13 protein-coding genes are annotated in these 18,636 nt (G+C 44.5%); 2 read left to right on the top strand and 11 right to left on the bottom strand.

Going from position 1 to position 18,636, the window contains the following annotated elements:
• Positions 1-5 precede the first annotated feature (5 nt).
• The 5 genes from J3P40_RS10585 to J3P40_RS10565 form a co-directional block, all read right to left on the bottom strand.
• A complete protein-coding gene (locus J3P40_RS10585; protein WP_256005321.1) occupies positions 6-2,627 on the bottom strand; it encodes an alpha/beta hydrolase family protein in 2,622 nt (873 codons plus the stop codon).
• Positions 2,628-2,642: 15 nt separating this feature from the next.
• The gene (locus tag J3P40_RS10580) at positions 2,643-3,374 is read right to left on the bottom strand and encodes a hypothetical protein (protein ID WP_256005318.1); all 732 of its coding nucleotides are present in this window, start codon (positions 3,372-3,374) and stop codon (positions 2,643-2,645) included.
• 26 nt (positions 3,375-3,400) lie between these two features.
• Positions 3,401-4,819, bottom strand: coding sequence for a RagB/SusD family nutrient uptake outer membrane protein (locus tag J3P40_RS10575; RefSeq protein WP_256005315.1), 1,419 nt, complete (start codon positions 4,817-4,819; stop codon positions 3,401-3,403).
• A gap of 11 nt (positions 4,820-4,830) precedes the next feature.
• Positions 4,831-8,256, bottom strand: coding sequence for a SusC/RagA family TonB-linked outer membrane protein (locus J3P40_RS10570; protein WP_256005312.1), 3,426 nt, complete (start codon positions 8,254-8,256; stop codon positions 4,831-4,833).
• Between the two features lie 248 nt (positions 8,257-8,504).
• Positions 8,505-9,716: a FecR family protein gene (locus J3P40_RS10565; protein WP_256005309.1), complete on the bottom strand. Its 1,212-nt coding sequence runs from the start codon at positions 9,714-9,716 to the stop codon at positions 8,505-8,507.
• Positions 9,717-9,931: 215 nt separating this feature from the next.
• On the opposite strand from J3P40_RS10565, the gene J3P40_RS10560 reads away from it, so the two are divergent.
• Positions 9,932-10,519: a Fic/DOC family protein gene (locus J3P40_RS10560; RefSeq protein ID WP_256005307.1), complete on the top strand. Its 588-nt coding sequence runs from the start codon at positions 9,932-9,934 to the stop codon at positions 10,517-10,519.
• Here the strand turns inward: J3P40_RS10560 and J3P40_RS10555 are convergent.
• A complete protein-coding gene (locus J3P40_RS10555) occupies positions 10,503-10,661 on the bottom strand; it encodes a hypothetical protein (protein WP_256005304.1) in 159 nt (52 codons plus the stop codon). The genes J3P40_RS10560 and J3P40_RS10555 overlap by 17 nt on opposite strands.
• A 734-nt stretch (positions 10,662-11,395) precedes the next feature.
• Between J3P40_RS10555 and J3P40_RS10550 the strand changes: the two genes are divergently transcribed.
• The gene (locus J3P40_RS10550) at positions 11,396-11,572 is read left to right on the top strand and encodes a hypothetical protein (RefSeq protein ID WP_256005302.1); all 177 of its coding nucleotides are present in this window, start codon (positions 11,396-11,398) and stop codon (positions 11,570-11,572) included.
• A 126-nt stretch (positions 11,573-11,698) separates the two neighbouring features.
• On the opposite strand, the gene J3P40_RS10545 is transcribed toward J3P40_RS10550, so the two are convergent.
• The 5 genes from J3P40_RS10545 to J3P40_RS10525 are packed head-to-tail and all read right to left on the bottom strand — an operon-like array spanning position 11,699 to position 18,625.
• Positions 11,699-13,273 (bottom strand): calcineurin-like phosphoesterase C-terminal domain-containing protein, encoded by a 1,575-nt coding sequence (locus tag J3P40_RS10545; protein WP_256005300.1) that lies wholly within the window; start codon positions 13,271-13,273, stop codon positions 11,699-11,701.
• Between the two features lie 13 nt (positions 13,274-13,286).
• A complete protein-coding gene (locus tag J3P40_RS10540) occupies positions 13,287-14,618 on the bottom strand; it encodes an acetylxylan esterase (RefSeq protein WP_256005297.1) in 1,332 nt (443 codons plus the stop codon).
• A gap of 4 nt (positions 14,619-14,622) precedes the next feature.
• Positions 14,623-15,366 carry a DUF4998 domain-containing protein gene (locus tag J3P40_RS10535; RefSeq protein WP_256005294.1) on the bottom strand — a complete coding sequence of 248 codons (744 nt, stop codon included), beginning with the start codon at positions 15,364-15,366 and terminating at the stop codon, positions 14,623-14,625.
• 15 nt (positions 15,367-15,381) lie between these two features.
• Positions 15,382-16,635, bottom strand: coding sequence for a DUF5000 domain-containing lipoprotein (locus J3P40_RS10530; RefSeq protein WP_256005292.1), 1,254 nt, complete (start codon positions 16,633-16,635; stop codon positions 15,382-15,384).
• 28 nt (positions 16,636-16,663) lie between these two features.
• On the bottom strand, positions 16,664-18,625 hold the full coding sequence (locus J3P40_RS10525) for a RagB/SusD family nutrient uptake outer membrane protein (protein ID WP_256005289.1): 1,962 nt from the start codon (positions 18,623-18,625) through the stop codon (positions 16,664-16,666).
• Positions 18,626-18,636 lie beyond the last annotated feature (11 nt).

The raw sequence follows: 18,636 nt of genomic DNA, 5'->3' as shown, positions 1-18,636 counted from the left end.
ATTGTTTACTTTACCTCCAATGAGAGTGATCCATCCACCATCCACTTAGGCTTTGGTTTTCCCTTTAGAAAATGGTCAAAAAATTGCTGCTGCCTGATCGTGAAATCAAGTTTATCCTCCTTGTCAACTAGCGTATGCATGCCGTTATTATATTGAATAATCCAAACTGGCTTTTTCAAACGTCTAAGCGCATAAAATAATCCCTCAGATTGCCCGAATGGAACAGAAGAATCTCTTCGGTTATGCATTAATAATAGTGGTGTCATAACCCTATTCGCCTTGAATATTGGAGAATTCTTCAAATAAACATCTGGATTTTCCCATAGATTATAATACAAGTTAAATTGTCCATATTCATAATGTGCAAACCCTGGAAGCTCATGCGATATATCAGTTGTTCCTCTTATTAGATCAGCGATTCCAGCTGAAGCCTGTGCAGCGGCAAATCTTTGAGAACCTGTAATTAATAAATTTGTCTCGTAGCCACCGAAGCTATGCCCTTGTAGTCCTATTTTTGTAGTATCGACCCACGAGTATCTTGAAAGATAATTTAGTGCTGCATTGACTGAATTCAATGTTGTTTCGGCTATGTTACCAGGCTTATCGTTAATAATATCAGGGCAAAAAACCAAGTATCCGTTACTCACATACCATGGAATACTGAGTCCGCCATTTGAAAGTTTCGGCCGACGAAACACATGTAGTTCATTGCTAATCTGCTGATAGTAATAGAATATTACTGGGTATTTTTTTTGCGCATTGAAGTTTTCCGGTTTATACAATATTCCCTTACCCTCAACATTACCCTGGATTGGATATCTGATTAGTTCAGATGTCAGCCAATTGTATTCACGCTCGGGGTGGACGTCAGAAATTTCCGTAAAACCTTTAAAATCACGTGTCACTACAAGATTTAAGGATTTATTAGCAGTCTGCGAGCACATTATCCAGACATTTTCATTCTTTGCTTTTATGACTACGGGAGTCAATGGATACGCGTAGCCCCACGAGTACAGACAAGAATCATGGTGCAGAGTTTTCAATGATTTGTCTTCACTCATTCTCACGGAAGCAAAACCATTCTCCATGTTCTGCTGATCCTGATATCTAAGCAGTACAATATTCTCTTTATTCAAATCTTTATCATTAGCAAAAGGCAAAATGTCGAATATAATCTGGTTGTTTCTACCGACACCCTGGGTCAGGTTAATTGGTGGGGTTCTAGAAGTTGGATCAACTTGCCAGAGGTCAAATTTGTCCCTAATTAAAAAAGCATCATCATCAACCAGCCATTGCTTTTTCATTATGCCGCTCGGATTTAATAGCTTACGCGACACAGAACCGTCGGACTGATATTTTAGATCTTTCGGAACAGCAATTTGAGCTGTAACATTCTTCAATACTTTCGTTTTGATCTCGTAAGTATATATTCCGTCATCAGCTGCATTATACCAGTAAAGGAATTTTTCATTCGGCGAGAGCATAACATTACCTAACAACCTATGATTATCTGGAATCATGTTAAGGGTGCTGCCACCTTTCAATAATATTACCCTGATTTTTTTCTCACTACCAATGTTCTGATATTGTTCTCGAGGCGAGACAAAATGTCTATTGATAATCATAAGATCTTTACCGGGAATACCTATCAATTCATCATGTCCCTCTTCAAGCCGAATAATCTGCGACCCCTTTTTCCCGATGTCTTTGATAGCATAAGATACCACTGGTAGATGATCAACATCACTTATGTATCGGTCTTGACTAGAAGTCCAAATATCCATCCGACTCCTCGCTTTCGCTGAATACGGATCTAAAGTGATGTTCTTTACCAGCGTAAAGACGATATAATTCCCATCCGAATTGAATTTAACCGAACCCTTTACGATATTAAACCCTGAGTCAATATCCTCAGCATGCTTATCTATGAGTGTGCTTGTGTTATTGGATGCATTATAGCATCCAATAACACAGTTATCCAATTCTTTTCCAGGCGCGGAACTGTAAAGGAATTTTGTTCCCGAAATATCAAAGCTTGCATCCTCGATTTCATTTGCGGATCCGATCTTTTTGCTTTCCTTACTGCCCACATTCCGCCAGAATAAGCCCTCGGAAGAAGTATAGACAATCGCGGACTTTGGCCCATTAATCCAATACCGGTCCGCAGATTCACTGATTATCTGTTTCTCTCCTGTACTTAAATTCCTGATTAGCAAAGCTCCTTTTGATCTGTATAAAAGCTGTTTTTCTCCATCTTTTAAAAAAAACTGATATGATTCAACATCAGCTGTGGTATCTGCCTTGCCTTTGGTAAAGGCAGTTAAAATGAAAAAGTTACCAATCGAACTCTTATACCCTAATTCCCCATCTGAAGTAGAGAAACAACTGGGCCCATAAACTTTGGAAAAAGTTTTAACTGAACTATCCCTAACGGATTTTACCTTTACCTCACCGCTATTCAGGCAATAAAAAACAAACTTACCATCATCACTGATCCCATAATTATTAATTTCCTGAGGATACCAGTCACGCTCAGTTTCGTTATCAACAAGCTTCTTTCCTAATTTATTTTGAGCATAAACACCCGCCCCGACCAGCATTAACGCTGTCAGCAAAATGATTTTCATATTTATTCTAATTATTTAATAATCCACCCTAACCACTCTAAACCCCCAATCCTTAAGGCCTTTGAAAATCAGGCTCAAGGTCTTAAAACGCGGGACACGATAATTAAAATTGTTTGGATCAAACTGATAAACTCCCAACAACTCTCCCGTTACACTGTCGTGAAATTCGAAGCTGTAGCGTGTATCTTTGATCTTTGCCGGATAGGTTTTAAATGTGGTGATGCCCTGGTATTTCAGATTTGTTACCTCTGAGCCTAAAGGCTTTCCTGCAAGGTTCACATTTATGCTTTCCAGTTCCGAAGCGATATTTACAAAACGTACAGACATCATACTATCTCTATAGCTGTGATAAGGTATATCACTTTCTTTTACCATCAGGGTATCAATTGCTAAACCTTGCCCAGAGAGGTATAAAGTATATAAATCACCCGATTTGAATTCTTTCTTTGCTTTGTAAACGATTTGCGTAGTATCATTATAGTCTGCGATGGTTATTGGGACCGTTTTATTTATAGGCACACCAACCGTTTGCTCAGAATCAAAATAGCCGTTATTGAAATAATATGATCTAAACTGATCAAGCGTAAATTCCTTTTCAGAAAACTTCCATACAAGCCCATCCTTGTCTGCAATTCCATTAACTATCGTTAAGTTAGCCTGGTAATCAGACAACTCCTGTTTATCCTTTTTACACGAAGCTAAAGCCAACATGCAAAACGATAGTGTTATAAATATAAATTTCTTCATGATTTTAGTTTTAAAAAGTAAGGACTTCAATATCCGGGGGTCTGTTTAAGAGAAGGGTTTCCCTGCATTTCAAAAAAAGCAATTGGCAACAGCGCTTTATAAGATTGCCAAACTCCGCCCTTTGATGACATTACTTGTTCCATCCGCTCATTAATTTTTCCAGTCCTTTTTAAGTCGAACCAGCGGTGCCCAAACTCAGTAAACAATTCTACATATCGCTCGTGGGCAATAGCCGAGAGAACCTGTTCATCACTGGAAGCAGTGGTACTAAGCAAGCCCGCCCTGGTACGAACAACGTTTATATCCGATTTAGCACCATCTAAGTTTCCTAATTTTGCACGTGCTTCTGCGCGTATTAAATATTGCTCCGACAACCTCAATACCACAGTATATTCCTTTAAGTCAGGGTCATCAACACCAGCCTTGTATTTGTAAGGAATAGCATAAATATTACCGGAAAAGTCTGTTACGGAAGAAATCCATTCCACCTTGCGCCGATCATTAGTTTCAAATTCCGATAAAAGGAATGGACTTAAGCTGGCTTTATCAAATGGAGGGTTATTGTAAGGATTTACATACATTCTTCCAAGCTGAGTATTCGCTCCAGTTGAATTGCTAACCGGTTGCAATGCCCAGATAGTCTCTTTACTATTCTTAAGAAACACTCCTAATAATGGGACAATATCATAATGTGCCTTCTGGTTGATCACTTTAGTCGCCTCAGCTTCGGCCTTTGCCCATTCTTCGTTATATAGATAAACTCTCGCCAAAAGTGCAGTTGCTGCTGCCTTGTTAGGTCTGACCCGTTCCATAGTAGTAGTGACCAGATCAACACCTAAAAAGTTATCTTTTAACCCGGTCTGTGCGCCAATCAGGTCTTGGATGATCTGATCATAAACAGCAGCCTGCGGTGAGCGCGGTGCAACAGAGTTCATTTTGAAGTCAGTCCCTGTAATCAATGGCACATCGCCCCATAAATTAACCAGATCAAAGTAACACAATGCCCTGATAAACTTTGCTTCACCCAATAATATCGCCTTATCTTCTTCTGGAATTCCAGACGATGGGGAAACACCATCGATGAAAGAATTCACACGATATATAATAAAACGGTAGTAGTTGTCCCAAGTACTATCAAACCCGGGAAGATCCAAACTGTTATAACTATTGGTATAAATACTTGATCTGTCAGGAAGCTCCAGTTCATCTGCCAGTCCTGAACCGAGATGAGACAGACTATTCCCTCCTGCGAAACTAGCAGACTTGCTCAATTCTGTATAGATACCATTCAACACCAAAACTGACGATCTTGTAGTTGAATAGACCTTTTCAGACGTAAACTTATCAATAGGAAGATCGATTTCGATCAGCTTTTTACATCCTGTAAATGTTAACAGCAACATACAGAAGCAGATATGACTAATTTGATTTAATTTCCTTTTCATGGTGTAAAATATTAAAGGTCTACATGTATGCCAGCTGTGATTGTTCTTAGCAGCGGCAGTGAAGTAACATTTTGAATTTGGGGGTCTAAACCTTTGTAGCCTGTAAACGTAAATAAATTCTGAGCCTGCAGGGAAAATCTCAAGGCCTTCAATTTTAAATGCCTTATTAAAGTATTGGAAATATTATAAGACACCTGTGCATTATTTACCCGTACAAAAGAGGCATCGACATATGCCTGATCAGTTTGCACGACGGCACTATTAATTGCTGCAACAATCTGGTCTTTAACCGTAAGTTTACTGATATTTAAAATATCTCCCGGCTTTTTCCAGGCTTCGATGTACTCTACAGGTAAATTACCATAAATTCCATCTTTAACAAAACGACCAGCGATATAATAGCTCGTATTAAAAAGATGACTTCTACCTTTTTGTTTAGTAAATTGGATAGAAATATCGAAGGTCAGCCGGCCAAACCGAAATGTATTGTTAACAAATCCCTGAAAATCCGGATTAAGATTAATCAATTTTGATAAGTGTGGTGTACCCGCGCTATTAGCAATTCCCGAAGTATTTCCATCTCGTGTCGCAAACTGATATAATCCCGTGATAGGATTTACACCACGGAACTCACCTATTGGAACAACACCCGAAAATGGCTGTCCAATCAACTCACCATCATACCCGGCAGTTTGCAATGCATTGTATCGGGTGAAACTCTCTATTGGCAATTTAAGCAGCTTATTCCGGGCCAATCCCAAATTCGCCCTTGTGCTCCAGGAAAATTTATCTCTGGTAATGTTTTGGGTCGTCAAAGAAAGTTCCAATCCTGAATTCTGGATTTTTGCATCTTGGTTTACGATAATAGTTTCAGCTCCACCAGTAGCGGGAAGTCTGAAAGAACCCAACTGATTCGCCGACCTATGTCTCCAATAAGCCGCATTAAAAAGTATCCTGTCTTGTAAAAAACCAGTTTCTATTGCCATTTCCATCTTTTTTACGCTTTCCCATCCATAATAAGGATTTGCCGCACCGCTACTTTCTAAAGCTCCTGCAAGTCCCTGATAAGGGACCTCGACACCACCAATAGGTTTATATAATTCCAAATAGGCATAATCAGTTATTCCATCTTGACCGCTTGTCCCATAGCTAAACCGCAGCTTACCAAAACTTAAAAAACTTAAATATTCTGTTATAAGCCTTTCCTTACCAAACTGCCAGGCTGCTCCCACTGCCCAGAAATTCCCAAATTTTTTGTCTGGACCGAAGCGGCTGCTCCCATCCCGTCTGCCGCTTAAATTTAGAATATACTTTTGCTCCGAGTCATAACTCAGCCTTCCAAAAACAGCATTGTAACGATATTGCAAAGTGCTATTACTAGAAGACACATTGCTTGCAGCAACCAGACTCATTATTAAAGCGTCATCGCGATAAGTTCCACTTGTCTGTTGATTAGTTAGTTCCTGATTTTGCAGCGACCAACCTGCTAAGAAGTCGAGCTTTGATTTGCCAAATAACTTTGAGTAGCTTACTTGGGGTTCAATAGACCACGAATTGGTGGCACTATTCGAGGAAATATTAGTTCCAAATGCATTGGCTCGCAATGCAGGATCTTGGGCACCGATGTATACTAGTTGAAGGCCCTTTAAATCGGTCCGTGTAAAGCCAGACTGAACTTTTAGATTTATGCCCGGCACGATTTCATAAGCAATTTCGGTCGAATTAGTAATTACGTTGGTATTGCTCTCCAATGTGTTCATTAAAGTGCCAAAAGGGTTCACCCACGATCCTATTTTATTCGAAGTACTTAAAACCGGCTCCCAATTCAGTTGACCATTAGTCTGGTAAATTGCCGGGGCATTTGGGGCGATGGAAACGGCACGTTGGGTAAAATCATTTTGAGGAGAAAAGCGATTATTCATAGTTAAATTACTACTAAGGAAAGCGCGAAATTTTCGATTAGGTGAGGCACCGGTAAGGCTAAAATGAGCCATTCCACTTTGGTCTTTACTATCCCCGGGAAAAACGTACCCCTGACTGTAATATGTGCCACTAATTTGATATTGAACAGTCGAACTACCTCCGGTTATAGATGCATTTGCACTATATCTCTTACCTGTGCCTCCTAAAAAGACTTCCTGCCAGTCCGTATACCTATTCTGGTCCCATAGCAAAAGATCTGGAGCATAAGCATATGCTTGCCTGTTTTCATTCGGGTTCGCAGAAGGAGTTAGATTATCATTTCTGAATGCTTCCCGCCGGGCAGCCAGATACTGTGCTGTATTCATGACATCCAGTTTTTTTGTCACCTCACTAAGGCCAACATCAAAGCGGGCACTAATCTTTGTTTCGCCACCTTGTCCTTTTTTTGTAGTGATAAGGATCACACCATTTCCCCCTCGTGATCCATAAATAGAGGTAGCGGAAGCATCGGATAATACGCTAATCTCCTGAATATCCGATGGATTTATAAAACTCAATGCACTCTGCTGTTGAAATCCGGCACCAACTATACTACTTGAATAGGGCACTCCGTCTATAATGAACAAGGGTTCATTTGGAATTAAACGGCCATTACCATCACGCTGGCTTACCAGAGTGTTTCTTCCTCTTAACTGAACGGTTATCGGTGCACCAGGCAAGCCGCTGCTTGGCGTGATCATTAAATTCGGTACCCGTCCCATCATGGCCAGTAATGGGTTATCCACTGGCTGTTTAGCTATTTCATCTGCAGTTATCGTAGTAATATTCCCAGTGCTTAACCTCCTTGAAGTCTTACCATAAGCCATTACCTGTACTTCATCAAGTTTACTTGTGCTTTGCCGCAGTCCAATACGATTAACGCCGTCTGTTATTTTATGCTCCATGCTCTCATATCCCATAAAAGAAACCACCAGCACAGCACCCTCTTCAACATTTTTCAAATAAAAATCTCCATTAGCAGCAGTTTGAGTGCTTTGCTTACCGTTCTTCACACTGACCGTCGCCCCCGCAATCCCTATCCCTAAGGAATCCACAACCTTACCCCTGACATCCACCGCCAGAAATCGCGCCACTAACCCCTCCAGGTAAGATTTCTCCATAGGTTTAAAACTGATATTCCGTTCATCAAGCGTATAGCTCAGGTCCTGGCTCTTGCTGATCACGTCGAGCACATCGTTGAGCGCGGTATTCCTGAAATTGACGTCCAGTTTGGTGCTCTTGTCAATCTTATCTTCCGAGTACATTACATAGTAGCCGGTCTGTTTTCTGATCTCTGTAAAGATCTGTTCAAGCGTTGCCCCTTTCTTACTGTAAGTAAGCTTCTGGGCAAAACCTGCTGCACTCACCTGCATCAGGAAAGTGGTCATTATGACTACGATCAGTTTCATAATCATCAATATTTTTGGCGGCAGCCATGGCAATGACAGCCGTAGGTTAAAAGCATATTTTTTCATACTTTTACTTGGGTTTGAGTTAATACATGAAATAGTTTGCACAAAATGTTTTCAAGGGTTTGACTCAGGCCTTCCGGCCGAATGGTGTTCCACCACTATTCGGCCTTCTTGTGCCTTTCCCTTATTCCTGTTTTAACTTCGCTGTCGTAGATCTTTGTTCATTTTCGTTAGTTTTTGGTTTATGGTTTAGTTGATTTCTCGCTATAGGGACGATCAGTATCCTATAGTGCAGGGCTGGTCAGGCCCCATCATTTCATAACGGTAATTCTTCTGCCCTCTATTTTAAAGTGTACTGCTCCTGTGTTTTCTATGGTCTGCAGTATCTTCGATACATGGTCGCTCCTCAACGCCGATCCTCCAAACAGTTTCTTCTTCAGCCCTGCATGTTCATATACAACTTCTACATTGTACCACCTGGCCACCTGCCGCATCACATCCTCCAGCGGTGTAGAGTTATAAATAAACACTCCTTCCTTCCAGGACACCGCCTGTTCAGGGTCTACCCGCCGCACCTGCATTCCGCCCCGGGCATTCTGTATTGCCTGCTGGTTAGGTTTCAGTACCGCACTCTGTATGCCTGATCTTGCATCAAATGCACTTACCCGGGCTTCGCCCTCCACCAGTGTGGTAGTAGTCACCTGGTCATTGCCATAAGCACTGATGTTAAATGCAGTACCAATATCTTCTACAACCTGTTTTTTACCATCACTGCTCGTACTCTCTACCCTGAACGGCTGCTTCGCATTATGCACTACTTCAAAATAACCTTCACCTTCTAGCAACACTTTGCGCTCTTTTCCATTAAATTGAGAAGGGAAACTTATTTTTGAATCCGCATTAAGCCATACCTTGGTTCCGTCAGGCAAGGTAAACTGGTAGGTCTGGCCTTTCTGTGTTACCGCTGTCATACCGGTTGAAGCGGAAGATCCCTTATATAATCCCTTTTTCAGGATCTCGCCATCTTCACCCGATATAACTGCAGTATTATCATTGTAAACCAATCCTTCCGCTCCGCCAATCACGACTCCGCTCTTCGCCTCGCTCAGTGTAATCACTTTGCCGTTAGCCAGGGTTATGGTTGCACCATGCTTACCGGGTGCTATATCATTTTTTGTAATGTTCGTGAGATCTTTCCTGTCGTCGAGATGATGGTAGTTAAAGAACCATACGCCAATAATAATGGCAGCAACAGCTGCGGCCGCTATTATTGCAAAACGCGGCCACAGTGTTAACTGCCTACTTATTCGAACTAACCTGATTTTCTCTATCCTGTCATACAACTCTTGCTTCACGTCATCCTCCGCACCCAGCTCGGTCGTATTCCATGCCGCCACGCCGAAAGCATTTGAACTACCCAGCGCAATACGGTTCATATAGTGGTTATACAGCCCCAACTCCTCATCGTTGGCTGTACCATTATGTACCTTATCAATCAAACTGTCTAGCTCCTGCTTTGTCATATGCTATCTCTTTCAAGAGGCTTTTATAACCCCCTACATTATACATAGCACATGAAAACGGGGGAACACCTACTCGATATGAAAAAAAATTAGAAGATAAAGTTTTCTGCTGTCAGTTTACATAGTTAATGTTTCTTCTTCATTTTAGCTGGTATACTTTAGTCCTTGACGGATTCGGAGATACATAGTGAACTAAATTTTAATTACCTTAGCTTATGAAATACGATTTGCCAGACGATCAGGGGGAAATCCTTCCGAATATTTTAAACCTGAAAACCTCGGACGAGATTTCCTTGGCAGAATTCGAAGGATTTTTGAAAGCAGAAATTATACTAACAGAGCAACTTACCCTTAAGACAAAGTTTAGCTTAAAATACATCCTGCAAATACACAAATTATCGTTAGAACATCTTTACAGTTTCGCCGGAAAGCTTCGTGAAGTAAATATTTCAAAAGGAGGATTTCCTTTTCCCGCGGCAAAATACCTTGCTCAATCGATGTTATCTTTTGAAAACGAGTTGCTATCTAAATTGCCAAGCAAGCACACTTCAAAAGAAGACCTTATAAAAAGCATAGCGGAAATTCATGGTGAACTATTGTTTATTCATCCATTTAGAGAGGGCAACGGACGTACCGCTAGGATATTGGCAAATTTGATGGCAAGAAAACAAGGATATGATTCCTTATTGTTTGAGAAAATAAACAAAACGAATTTCAGTATTTACGTTACCGCTATACAAAAGTCAGCAGAAAAAGACTATCAGCCTATGATTGACTTTATCACATCTATTTTTCCAGATTAAGGGAAATACGCTTTAATGCAGATGCAGCAGCCTCCTCAGAAATATTGATTCCCTCAATTTTAAAAGAGGCTATCATAGACTTGAGAATTTTTTTTCTTAATGAAGCCTTATCTTTCTCTGAATTTTGCGGTTTCTTATTCATACTACAAAAATATAGACATACTACAAAAATATAGAAATTTTCACACAAATACCAGACCTAAATTTCTAACAACTAAAACATCGCTTCCTGGTTTAAGAGGATTCTCAGATCGGAATTTGGATAGTATGAAGTTGTTTTATGAAACTTACCGACATTGAGTTTCCGCAGTTGTTAACTGCAGAAATTAATATAGAGAACCAAAATGAAATCTCGCAGTAGGTAACTGCGAGATTTCATTTGTTGAATATTCATTTAAATCGATAGATAAAGCAATGGGGGCCGCAACATTCAAAACCACCAGACAGGTTCCCAAAGAATTGAAAGGAATTTTGCCAGGAGCGAGTGACCTTGCTAAGTTGTTAAAAAACAATGAGTCCGAGTAAATTTAACATCAATTTCCTATACAGACCGTACCGCTAAACGCTATAAAAACAATCCCACCAAACCCTATAAATCACATCTGCCTCTTTACTTGAAAGTATCTCTGCAAGAGAAGTATGGTAAACGTGAAATAGAACGACAGATCAGCAGTAGTTTCTATGAAAGAGTAATGATTGACCAGGCAAATCTCTCACCGCTGGTGAGAGAAATCAATATTGATTTAACTAGCGGTTTTAAAGAAGAACACATCTCCTCCCTTTGTCAAGCGTCGGAAATTGCATGAGATTTACTACATTTCTTACATTTGTGTAGAAGCAGGTTAAACCAAATCAAAAATGAAAAAACCGCAATTAATGTCCCCAACTGATATCGCTCTAGCGTCGGAAAAGGCTGAAGGAGAAAGTAAAAGAAAGACAGAGAATGATAGTAATGACGACCGCCTATTCGATGTGATGAAACAGGCGACGATAGAAGCCGCGGCTAATGGCTTCGATGAGTCAGAATTGCAGGCTATGCTTAAGAATGCTTAATGGAATTCTTGTCTTTAACACCAATGTTCGGCGTAATAGCAGAAATGCTGAAGTAGTTCGCAATTACAAATTCCTGATCATGTAGGCCTCCGTGCAGGAAAACAACATGATCAGGTCTTTCTCATCCTATTCTTCTATCCTAAAACTGCTTTTCTCAATGAAGGTCCGTCCATAGTCGTCCTGGGCGCGCACTTCGATGGTATGGGAGCCTACAGGGCGGTCGTTCGACAAAGGCGCCCACCACAAATGTGTGCAGTCTGCAGGTTCGGTTGGTCTGCGGCCCGGCATCAGGGTATCGGCCGTGTCCCAGCGATACAGCTCGGCAACATAGGCTGGGTCGGGCTGCACAATATAGCGCATGGGTTTCCAGGCATCGTTGCCGATCCGGTATTCAACCTTACTGCCTTTATGTCCCATGAAAAAGTTGGCGTAAATGCGTCCGCGGCCTTCCCACCAGATGGTCGACATTACTTTTCTATGGAACAGCCCGATCTGATAATCGGCTGGCTTGCCCGACACCTTATAGTCGGCCTTGTAGGTATTTCCGGAAATGTTCAGGGTAACGAAGCCTGTTGGTGTTCCATCGCTCATGGTGGCTTCTGCAACGCCGCGGTCGTTGATCTTTCCGGAATACCAGTTGCCGCAGGTCGCGCCTACGTTGTATTCATGCAGGGGCGTTTCATTTGGCCAGCCATCCTTGCCACTATAAAAGAATTGCTGATTGTTGTGGGTGTGGGCCGACAAAACGAGGACATGAGGGTATCCTTTAAAAAGATTGAAAAGCTGCTGTCGGTCGGCTTTACGGAAAGAGTTTTCGTTCACGATGTTCATCTGAATATGGTTAACCAGCACGACGAGCTGGTCCTTACCCACATTTTTAAGGTCATTTTCTATAAACCTCAGCTGCTTTTTGCTATAGCCGGCCCACAAGCCCTTACCGCCTCTGGGGTCTGGATACAGGTTGTTGTCCAGGATAATAAAATGTGCCTTACCGTAATTAAACGCATAGCTCGCCGGTCCAAAATCGGCCTCAAAGGTCTCGTCATGGAGCGAATCTACCGGAGCGTCCATATTGAGGTCGTGGTTTCCAAGCACATTGTACCAGGGAAGCTTCAGTCCTGCAATCATTTGCTTGTATTCGTCGTTCAGGTCGAGGTCGCTCTGAACCATATCGCCCAGCGTAATCCCGAATGAGATGTCTTTCACCTGGGCAACTTCGTCCAGTATCGACTTTTGGAAAAATCCGAGTTCCCGGGTGTCCAATACCTGCGGGTCGCCAAGCACCAGGATCTTAAAATCATCCTTCTCCGTTTGTTTGTGTATCCCAAAATCTATGGAGCGGGGTAACTCGCCAGTGGGCGCAACGCCCTTATACTTGGTGGTCGTTGGAGAGCCCTTGGGTTTATGTATGTAGTACGACTTCGGCAGGTTGTCCTTGCTGAGCGCAAACTGGTACCCGGCGGGCTTAACGGCAAAAATGATGTCGTCATGGCCTATGGGCAGACTATAACGTCCCTGCTCATCCGTGAGCACCACATCTGAACCGTTACTTACGGGCACGCCTTGAATTCCGCGCTCTCCTTTATCTTTTTTATTGTTCCTGTTTTGGTCTTCATATACCATTCCCTTTGCTTTGTCCTGGGCGTAGGTCGCCAATTGCGTTGCTAAAAGCAACACACACCATAAAATCTTCTTGATCATCTTTATTAGTTTTTTAGTTTGCTTTCTTTTCTTTCTGGTTACCGAACAGCTTATTGATCAGCCATTCGTTGATTTCATTGATTTGTTCCGGGTATGTCCAATGGCCGGTTTCCTGTACAAGCCTCAGGTCTTTCGGGGCTTTAATGACATTGTAGGCCGAGTAATAAGACGTTGGGGGAACGGTTTCATCATTGTAGCCCCAGGCGTATAAGCCGGGAATCTCTATATCTCTGGCAAAATTGACGACATCATAATAGGCGGACGTTTTCACCTTGTCCTCCTTGTTTAAGAAGTTGAGGTTATTGCCCGTAAAAAGATGCGGCCAGCCTCCTGCGCGGCCATGCAGGTAGCCCGTGAGGTCGCAGAGTGCGGGATACTGCGAAGCGAGGAATTTAACCCGCTTGTCGAGCGCCGCTGTCACAATAGCAAGTGCTCCACCCTGGCTTCCGCCCCATACGCCGAGATTGCTTCCGTCAAATTCGGCCATGGAAGCGAGATAATCTACTGCCCGTACACAGCCCAGGTAAACACGCTTGTAATAGTACCTGTCCCGATCATCCAGGTTCACGTAAAAGTAGTCTCTCATTCCGCCCCTGCCCAGGTCTGCGTATAGCGCAGGTGGATGGGTAACGGATATGCCGTGAATCCCGATCTGAAGGGTAATCATGCCGCTGTCGGCCAGTGCTGTCAGACCTGGATATGGCCTGATGCCAGCGCCGGGAACCTGCAGCAAGGCTGGATATTTGCCTTTGGCCCTGGGCACACACAGGATGCCGTAGATCCTCGAACCGGCAATGTCATTCTGAAAGCTCAGTTCGTAAACATTGGTTTTGTCGGTGCAGCGGTCGGGCAACAGGGTCATCACAGGGTTTAAAGGGACCGTCCTTGCATCGGCCTTGGCTTTTTCCCAGAATTCCCGAAAATCGGCCGGCAGGGATTGTGTCGGCCTGATGTCTTCGGGCTGGTAAGCTGCCGTTGCGATGCCCCGGTATACTGCGCCGTCAACGCTCACACGGACGTCGCAGCGGAGGAAACCTGGGGTGGTCATTTTACCCTTTCCTATCACCGCGTTTCCGCCCTTCAATACAACTTCGCCTTTACGTGTGGGGACCATTTTCTCGGGACCAATAGCGTAGGTGACTTTAATATTTTCCATGGCCACCTGGTGCCGGAGTACGGTTACCCTGAAACTGGCCTCTTCGCCGATCTTGTAGCTCCAGTCGGCCTTATCGGGCGATACCAGGACCTGGATTGGCGCCGGAGGGCGCGATTGGCCCAGGGCTTCATGACAAAACTGGCATAGTAAAAGTATGCCAAGGGCAAATAATCTGGATATGCTCTTCATGAGGTCAGTTATAATGTTTCAGCTCCGTATAAAATGTGTCGATAGCCAGCGGATCAGGAACAAATGCTGTTTTGTAGCTTATCCTGGAGTTCGGCCTGGCATTCGGCAGTCGGGTCGTTTCCCTGAACAGTGGGGGCCGACCGCTCACACGGACCGGTTCCTCGCGGTGTGTGCCGGTCGTGCCGTCTTCCCGGGTATATGTAATGTCGATAAATATCGCCTGTGCATTCACACCATACCAGCTGATCTCGGCGCCTCTGAATGCCGGAACGCTGCCCTGCTGGGGTAAATTGAGCCATGACACACTCCGGATCAAGCGGTTGCTGATGGTTCTCTGGTACGACTCGCCGAACACCTCGCCTATCACCTGGCTTCCAACGGAGCGGTTTCCTGACTTGTCGTAGGTGTACACATCAAAGGTATATAAGCCCTCTTCCATGTCTGGCAGGGTTACTTTAATGACATCTACCTGGGAAGTTTTACGGATCGGCACAACCACGGAATCTGCGTGATTGTTCCAGTAAACGATAGCTTTCTCCACCTTCGGATCAGACACGATCAGCCATTGCAGCCCGATCCTTCCGTTGCCGGGAAATGCCATCAGGGAATCGGCTTTTCCGGGATAGATGATTTCGCCCTCCTTCAGGTATCCATTATAAGTCTCTTCCATTTTTTCGCAGGAGGCCGCGATGACGGTAACCAGCGCGAACAGGAAAAACATCGGGAATTTCAATGATTTTATTTTCATAAGATTATTTCATTTTTAGTTTCCGGGTTGCCCCCAAATGGTGAGTTCATTCATGTGCAGAAATCCAAATTCTCCCCGTATGGATGCCCAGTTATCGATATGTTTCCAGGCCAGGTAACGGACTGCCGGGGCGTCAATATTGAAATTATACTCTTGTCCGGCGGCGGCGATGCTGCGGTCGTCGGCAGAGTTCTGGCCCACCGGCAATCCGGAAGGCTTTACCATAATTTCATGAGCGATCTGCACCCAGCTGTTCGGGTCTTCCGGCGTGTTCGTACCCCATATCTCCCATTCGTGCGGATTGCCATGCGAGAAATATCCTCCGGCCACGGTGCGCTGCCAGATTTTGTAACGGCTTAGCTTAACGGAAACCCCCAGGTCAAATGGTATCCAGATAGGCAGTTCAAAACCCGATTTGGTGTGAAAGAAGTTTCCGACGTTGCCGTCCCACATATTGGTGATCGGGTAGGCACCGGAATAGTCGACGCCTTCCAGCATCCGGTTTCCCGATATTGGCAGCGCGCCCACTTGAGGTATGGCAAAACGGGTACGTATATCACGCCAGCGCTTCTTGTCGAGCTCCTCTTCGTAGATTGGAGTCAGTTCGGTTTCCAGGGTGTCTGAGTGATTGTCCCAGCGGTCTTTAATGAACACCCCAAATTTGTAGGGCTTAGATTCGAGTCCGCGCACGGCAAACTGATCTTTGGTAAGGCCGCTGTAATAGGTATCGATCTGAACCCACTCTTTCAGTTCCTCGTCCCAGCGCAGTGTTCCCACAACCATATTGCTGTTCACGCTTCCGCTCACTGCCGTGGGATTTTCAAAGTTCACCACAATACCACCGAAGGTCTCGCTTAATGCCAGGGAATTGAAAACGGTAAACACCGGTGCGCGCAGCGGCTTGATCTTAACCTTAACCGGTGCAGAAAGTTTCTCTGAGCGGCTCACGGCGTAGAGGATAACTTCCCGCTCGGCCTCGTCACCGAAACCCTCCAAAACGATCTGATTGGTCAGGTAGGAGGCTTTAGATTCGACCTCGCCCTGTTTCAGATGGTATACCGCTTTAATGTACAGCAGATTCTTATTGTCTGGCAAAGCATAGGTGATCTGTGCACCCCCGGCAATGTTCTTGACGCTGACGTCGTGTACCGGGCCGGGCACTGATCCGTCATCTTCTATCGGCTCAAACCGGTCTTCAGAGCAGGAAAAACTACCTGTAGCAAGCACGGACAATAAAATGAGCAGCTTAGCTAAATATTTTATTTTCATAATTTTATCGGATTAAATGCATGGATAACTACCATCCGGGATTCTGGACGAGGTTCGTATTGATCTGTAACTCGGAGAGCTGGATCGGCGAGAAATAATCGCGCATGGCAAAACGCTGGTTAAAGAGCAGCACCGGACGGTAAAAAGATTCCGGATCCTTTTGCTCTATATCCCATCCGTGAACCGGGCCGTTCAGGTTATCCCGCGTATGGGCGGTGAGCCATCGCTTCAGGTCCCAGTACCGGTGTCCCTCAAAAGCCAGCTCATTGGTTCGTTCCTCGTGGATAATCGTCCGCATATTTTCTTTGTTGTTATAAAATCCTGGCTGCGTTGAGTAATTGTCCCAGGAATCTTCAACCGAGGGGATACCGGCGCGGGTGCGGACCTTGTTTACCCATTTGGAGACCTCCGGACTATAACCTCCTGCTTCATTGAGCGCTTCTGCATAGAGCAGATAGAGATCTGCCATACGGAACTCCGGCCAGCTGTAAGCGTAAATATTTGCCGCTGGCACTTGCGGGTTCTGCACGGTGCGGATATCCACCAGCTTCTTAACCTGGTAACTGGTTACGGAGTATCCGGACACCCCAAATCTGGCCGAAAGTTCGCCTGAACGTCCCTGCACATACAGCATACCGCTGCTTGTCGCATTTTCCTGGGTCACATTGTAGTTGTTGGTCGCGTTCCCAAACCAGATGCCCCGGTCAAATCCTACAGCCGCATAAAAACGGGGTTCGCGGTTATAGTGCAGTTTTACGGTTACCTGGCCCTTTTTCACGTAATACCGGTCGGCTGCCGTTGCGGTAACCAATGCTTCGTCCGACTGTCCCACCCAGTTCTTGTCATAGCCGAGTGGCAGTCCCTTGTCGGTATAATAATGTCTTACGGCTTTTAGCGTGGGTGCAACCGTTCCTCTCGGCGTCACATTATCCACGCCCCGGTCGCCCGAAAGGATCTGCGGCATGAAATACCTCTGAATGTCCGAAAGCCGGCTGTTGGTAAATGCCCATAAGGTCTCCCTGTTGTTCTCCCGTTCGGTCACGGCCGTACGCAAATCCAGTTGCGTGCGGATGGTGTCGTTGATCACGTAAGAAAAACTGCCTCCAAATTCGTGCAGACCAAAGCCCTGAGCCTCGGCAAATTCAACGGCCGTTCTGCAGGCATCTGCAGCTTTAACCCACTTTTGCGGATCCGGACTCGTGTTGAACAATTCGCGACCGCGGTTATCCTTCAGGGTAAAGAACCCGGGGTTCCCGCCGTTAAAAAGCGGACTTGCTGCGGTAACCAAAACCTTCGCCTTGAGCGCCAAAGCGGTAGCCCGGGTGATGCGGCCCATTTCGGTATTTTCCACGCCGCTGATATTATCGGGCAGGTTCTCATTGGCAATAGCCTCGTCCAGTAAAGCCACAATATAATCGAAGCATTCATTCAGCGGTTGCCTGTAAAGCTTCACTTCTTCGGGACTGGATTCCAGCGGAAGGTTGGATTTGATCAGCGGGATCGGACCATACATCCGCACCAGGAAGAACTGATAGTAGGCTTTCAGAAATAGTACTTCTGCCTTCCAGCGTTCCCGCTCATATTCTTCCAGGTCTACTACGTTACCGACGTTCTCCAGAAAGGTGTTGCAATCGCGGATCGCCTGGAAATAAGGTTTTCCCTGGTTACCGCCCGACCAGTAATTCACCAGCGGACTCTGGACGTTCTGCATGCCCTTGGCTACGTTGGCTACCGACACGTTGATGCCTGTCGCATCCATCGGAAAGGAATACCACACTTCGTCTGCAGCATTAAAACCCGGGTTTAAGCCCGGATTACCGTTGTTCGGCAAATAGGAGTAGCATGTAAAGAGGTAGCGTTCCGCTGAAGATCTTAAGTGGAAAGCATAGTCTATCGTGGGAACGTTGTCAGGTATAATGTCAAGATATTTCTGACAAGCCTGAAGCATCATTGCTGCGATAACAACAATACTTAATTTAATCGCTTTCATATGATGTTTGA

The sequence above is a fragment of the Pedobacter deserti genome, from assembly GCF_024436415.1.
Classification (GTDB): Bacteria; Bacteroidota; Bacteroidia; order Sphingobacteriales; family Sphingobacteriaceae; genus Pedobacter; species Pedobacter faecalis.
The sequence above is the reverse complement of the archived record's forward strand: the minus strand, read 5'-3'. Positions and strand labels throughout refer to the sequence as shown.

What these genes read in the sequence shown, in the direction of transcription:
- J3P40_RS10585 (WP_256005321.1), bottom strand. Translation starts at nt 2,627, where the DNA reads ATGAAAATCATTTTGCTGACAGCGTTAATGCTGGTCGGGGCGGGTGTT.
- J3P40_RS10580 (WP_256005318.1), bottom strand. Translation starts at nt 3,374, where the DNA reads ATGAAGAAATTTATATTTATAACACTATCGTTTTGCATGTTGGCTTTA.
- J3P40_RS10575 (WP_256005315.1), bottom strand. Translation starts at nt 4,819, where the DNA reads ATGAAAAGGAAATTAAATCAAATTAGTCATATCTGCTTCTGTATGTTG.
- J3P40_RS10570 (WP_256005312.1), bottom strand. Translation starts at nt 8,256, where the DNA reads ATGAAAAAATATGCTTTTAACCTACGGCTGTCATTGCCATGGCTGCCG.
- J3P40_RS10565 (WP_256005309.1), bottom strand. Translation starts at nt 9,716, where the DNA reads ATGACAAAGCAGGAGCTAGACAGTTTGATTGATAAGGTACATAATGGT.
- J3P40_RS10560 (WP_256005307.1), top strand. Translation starts at nt 9,932, where the DNA reads ATGAAATACGATTTGCCAGACGATCAGGGGGAAATCCTTCCGAATATT.
- J3P40_RS10555 (WP_256005304.1), bottom strand. Translation starts at nt 10,661, where the DNA reads ATGAATAAGAAACCGCAAAATTCAGAGAAAGATAAGGCTTCATTAAGA.
- J3P40_RS10550 (WP_256005302.1), top strand. Translation starts at nt 11,396, where the DNA reads ATGTCCCCAACTGATATCGCTCTAGCGTCGGAAAAGGCTGAAGGAGAA.
- J3P40_RS10545 (WP_256005300.1), bottom strand. Translation starts at nt 13,273, where the DNA reads ATGATCAAGAAGATTTTATGGTGTGTGTTGCTTTTAGCAACGCAATTG.
- J3P40_RS10540 (WP_256005297.1), bottom strand. Translation starts at nt 14,618, where the DNA reads ATGAAGAGCATATCCAGATTATTTGCCCTTGGCATACTTTTACTATGC.
- J3P40_RS10535 (WP_256005294.1), bottom strand. Translation starts at nt 15,366, where the DNA reads ATGAAAATAAAATCATTGAAATTCCCGATGTTTTTCCTGTTCGCGCTG.
- J3P40_RS10530 (WP_256005292.1), bottom strand. Translation starts at nt 16,635, where the DNA reads ATGAAAATAAAATATTTAGCTAAGCTGCTCATTTTATTGTCCGTGCTT.
- J3P40_RS10525 (WP_256005289.1), bottom strand. Translation starts at nt 18,625, where the DNA reads ATGAAAGCGATTAAATTAAGTATTGTTGTTATCGCAGCAATGATGCTT.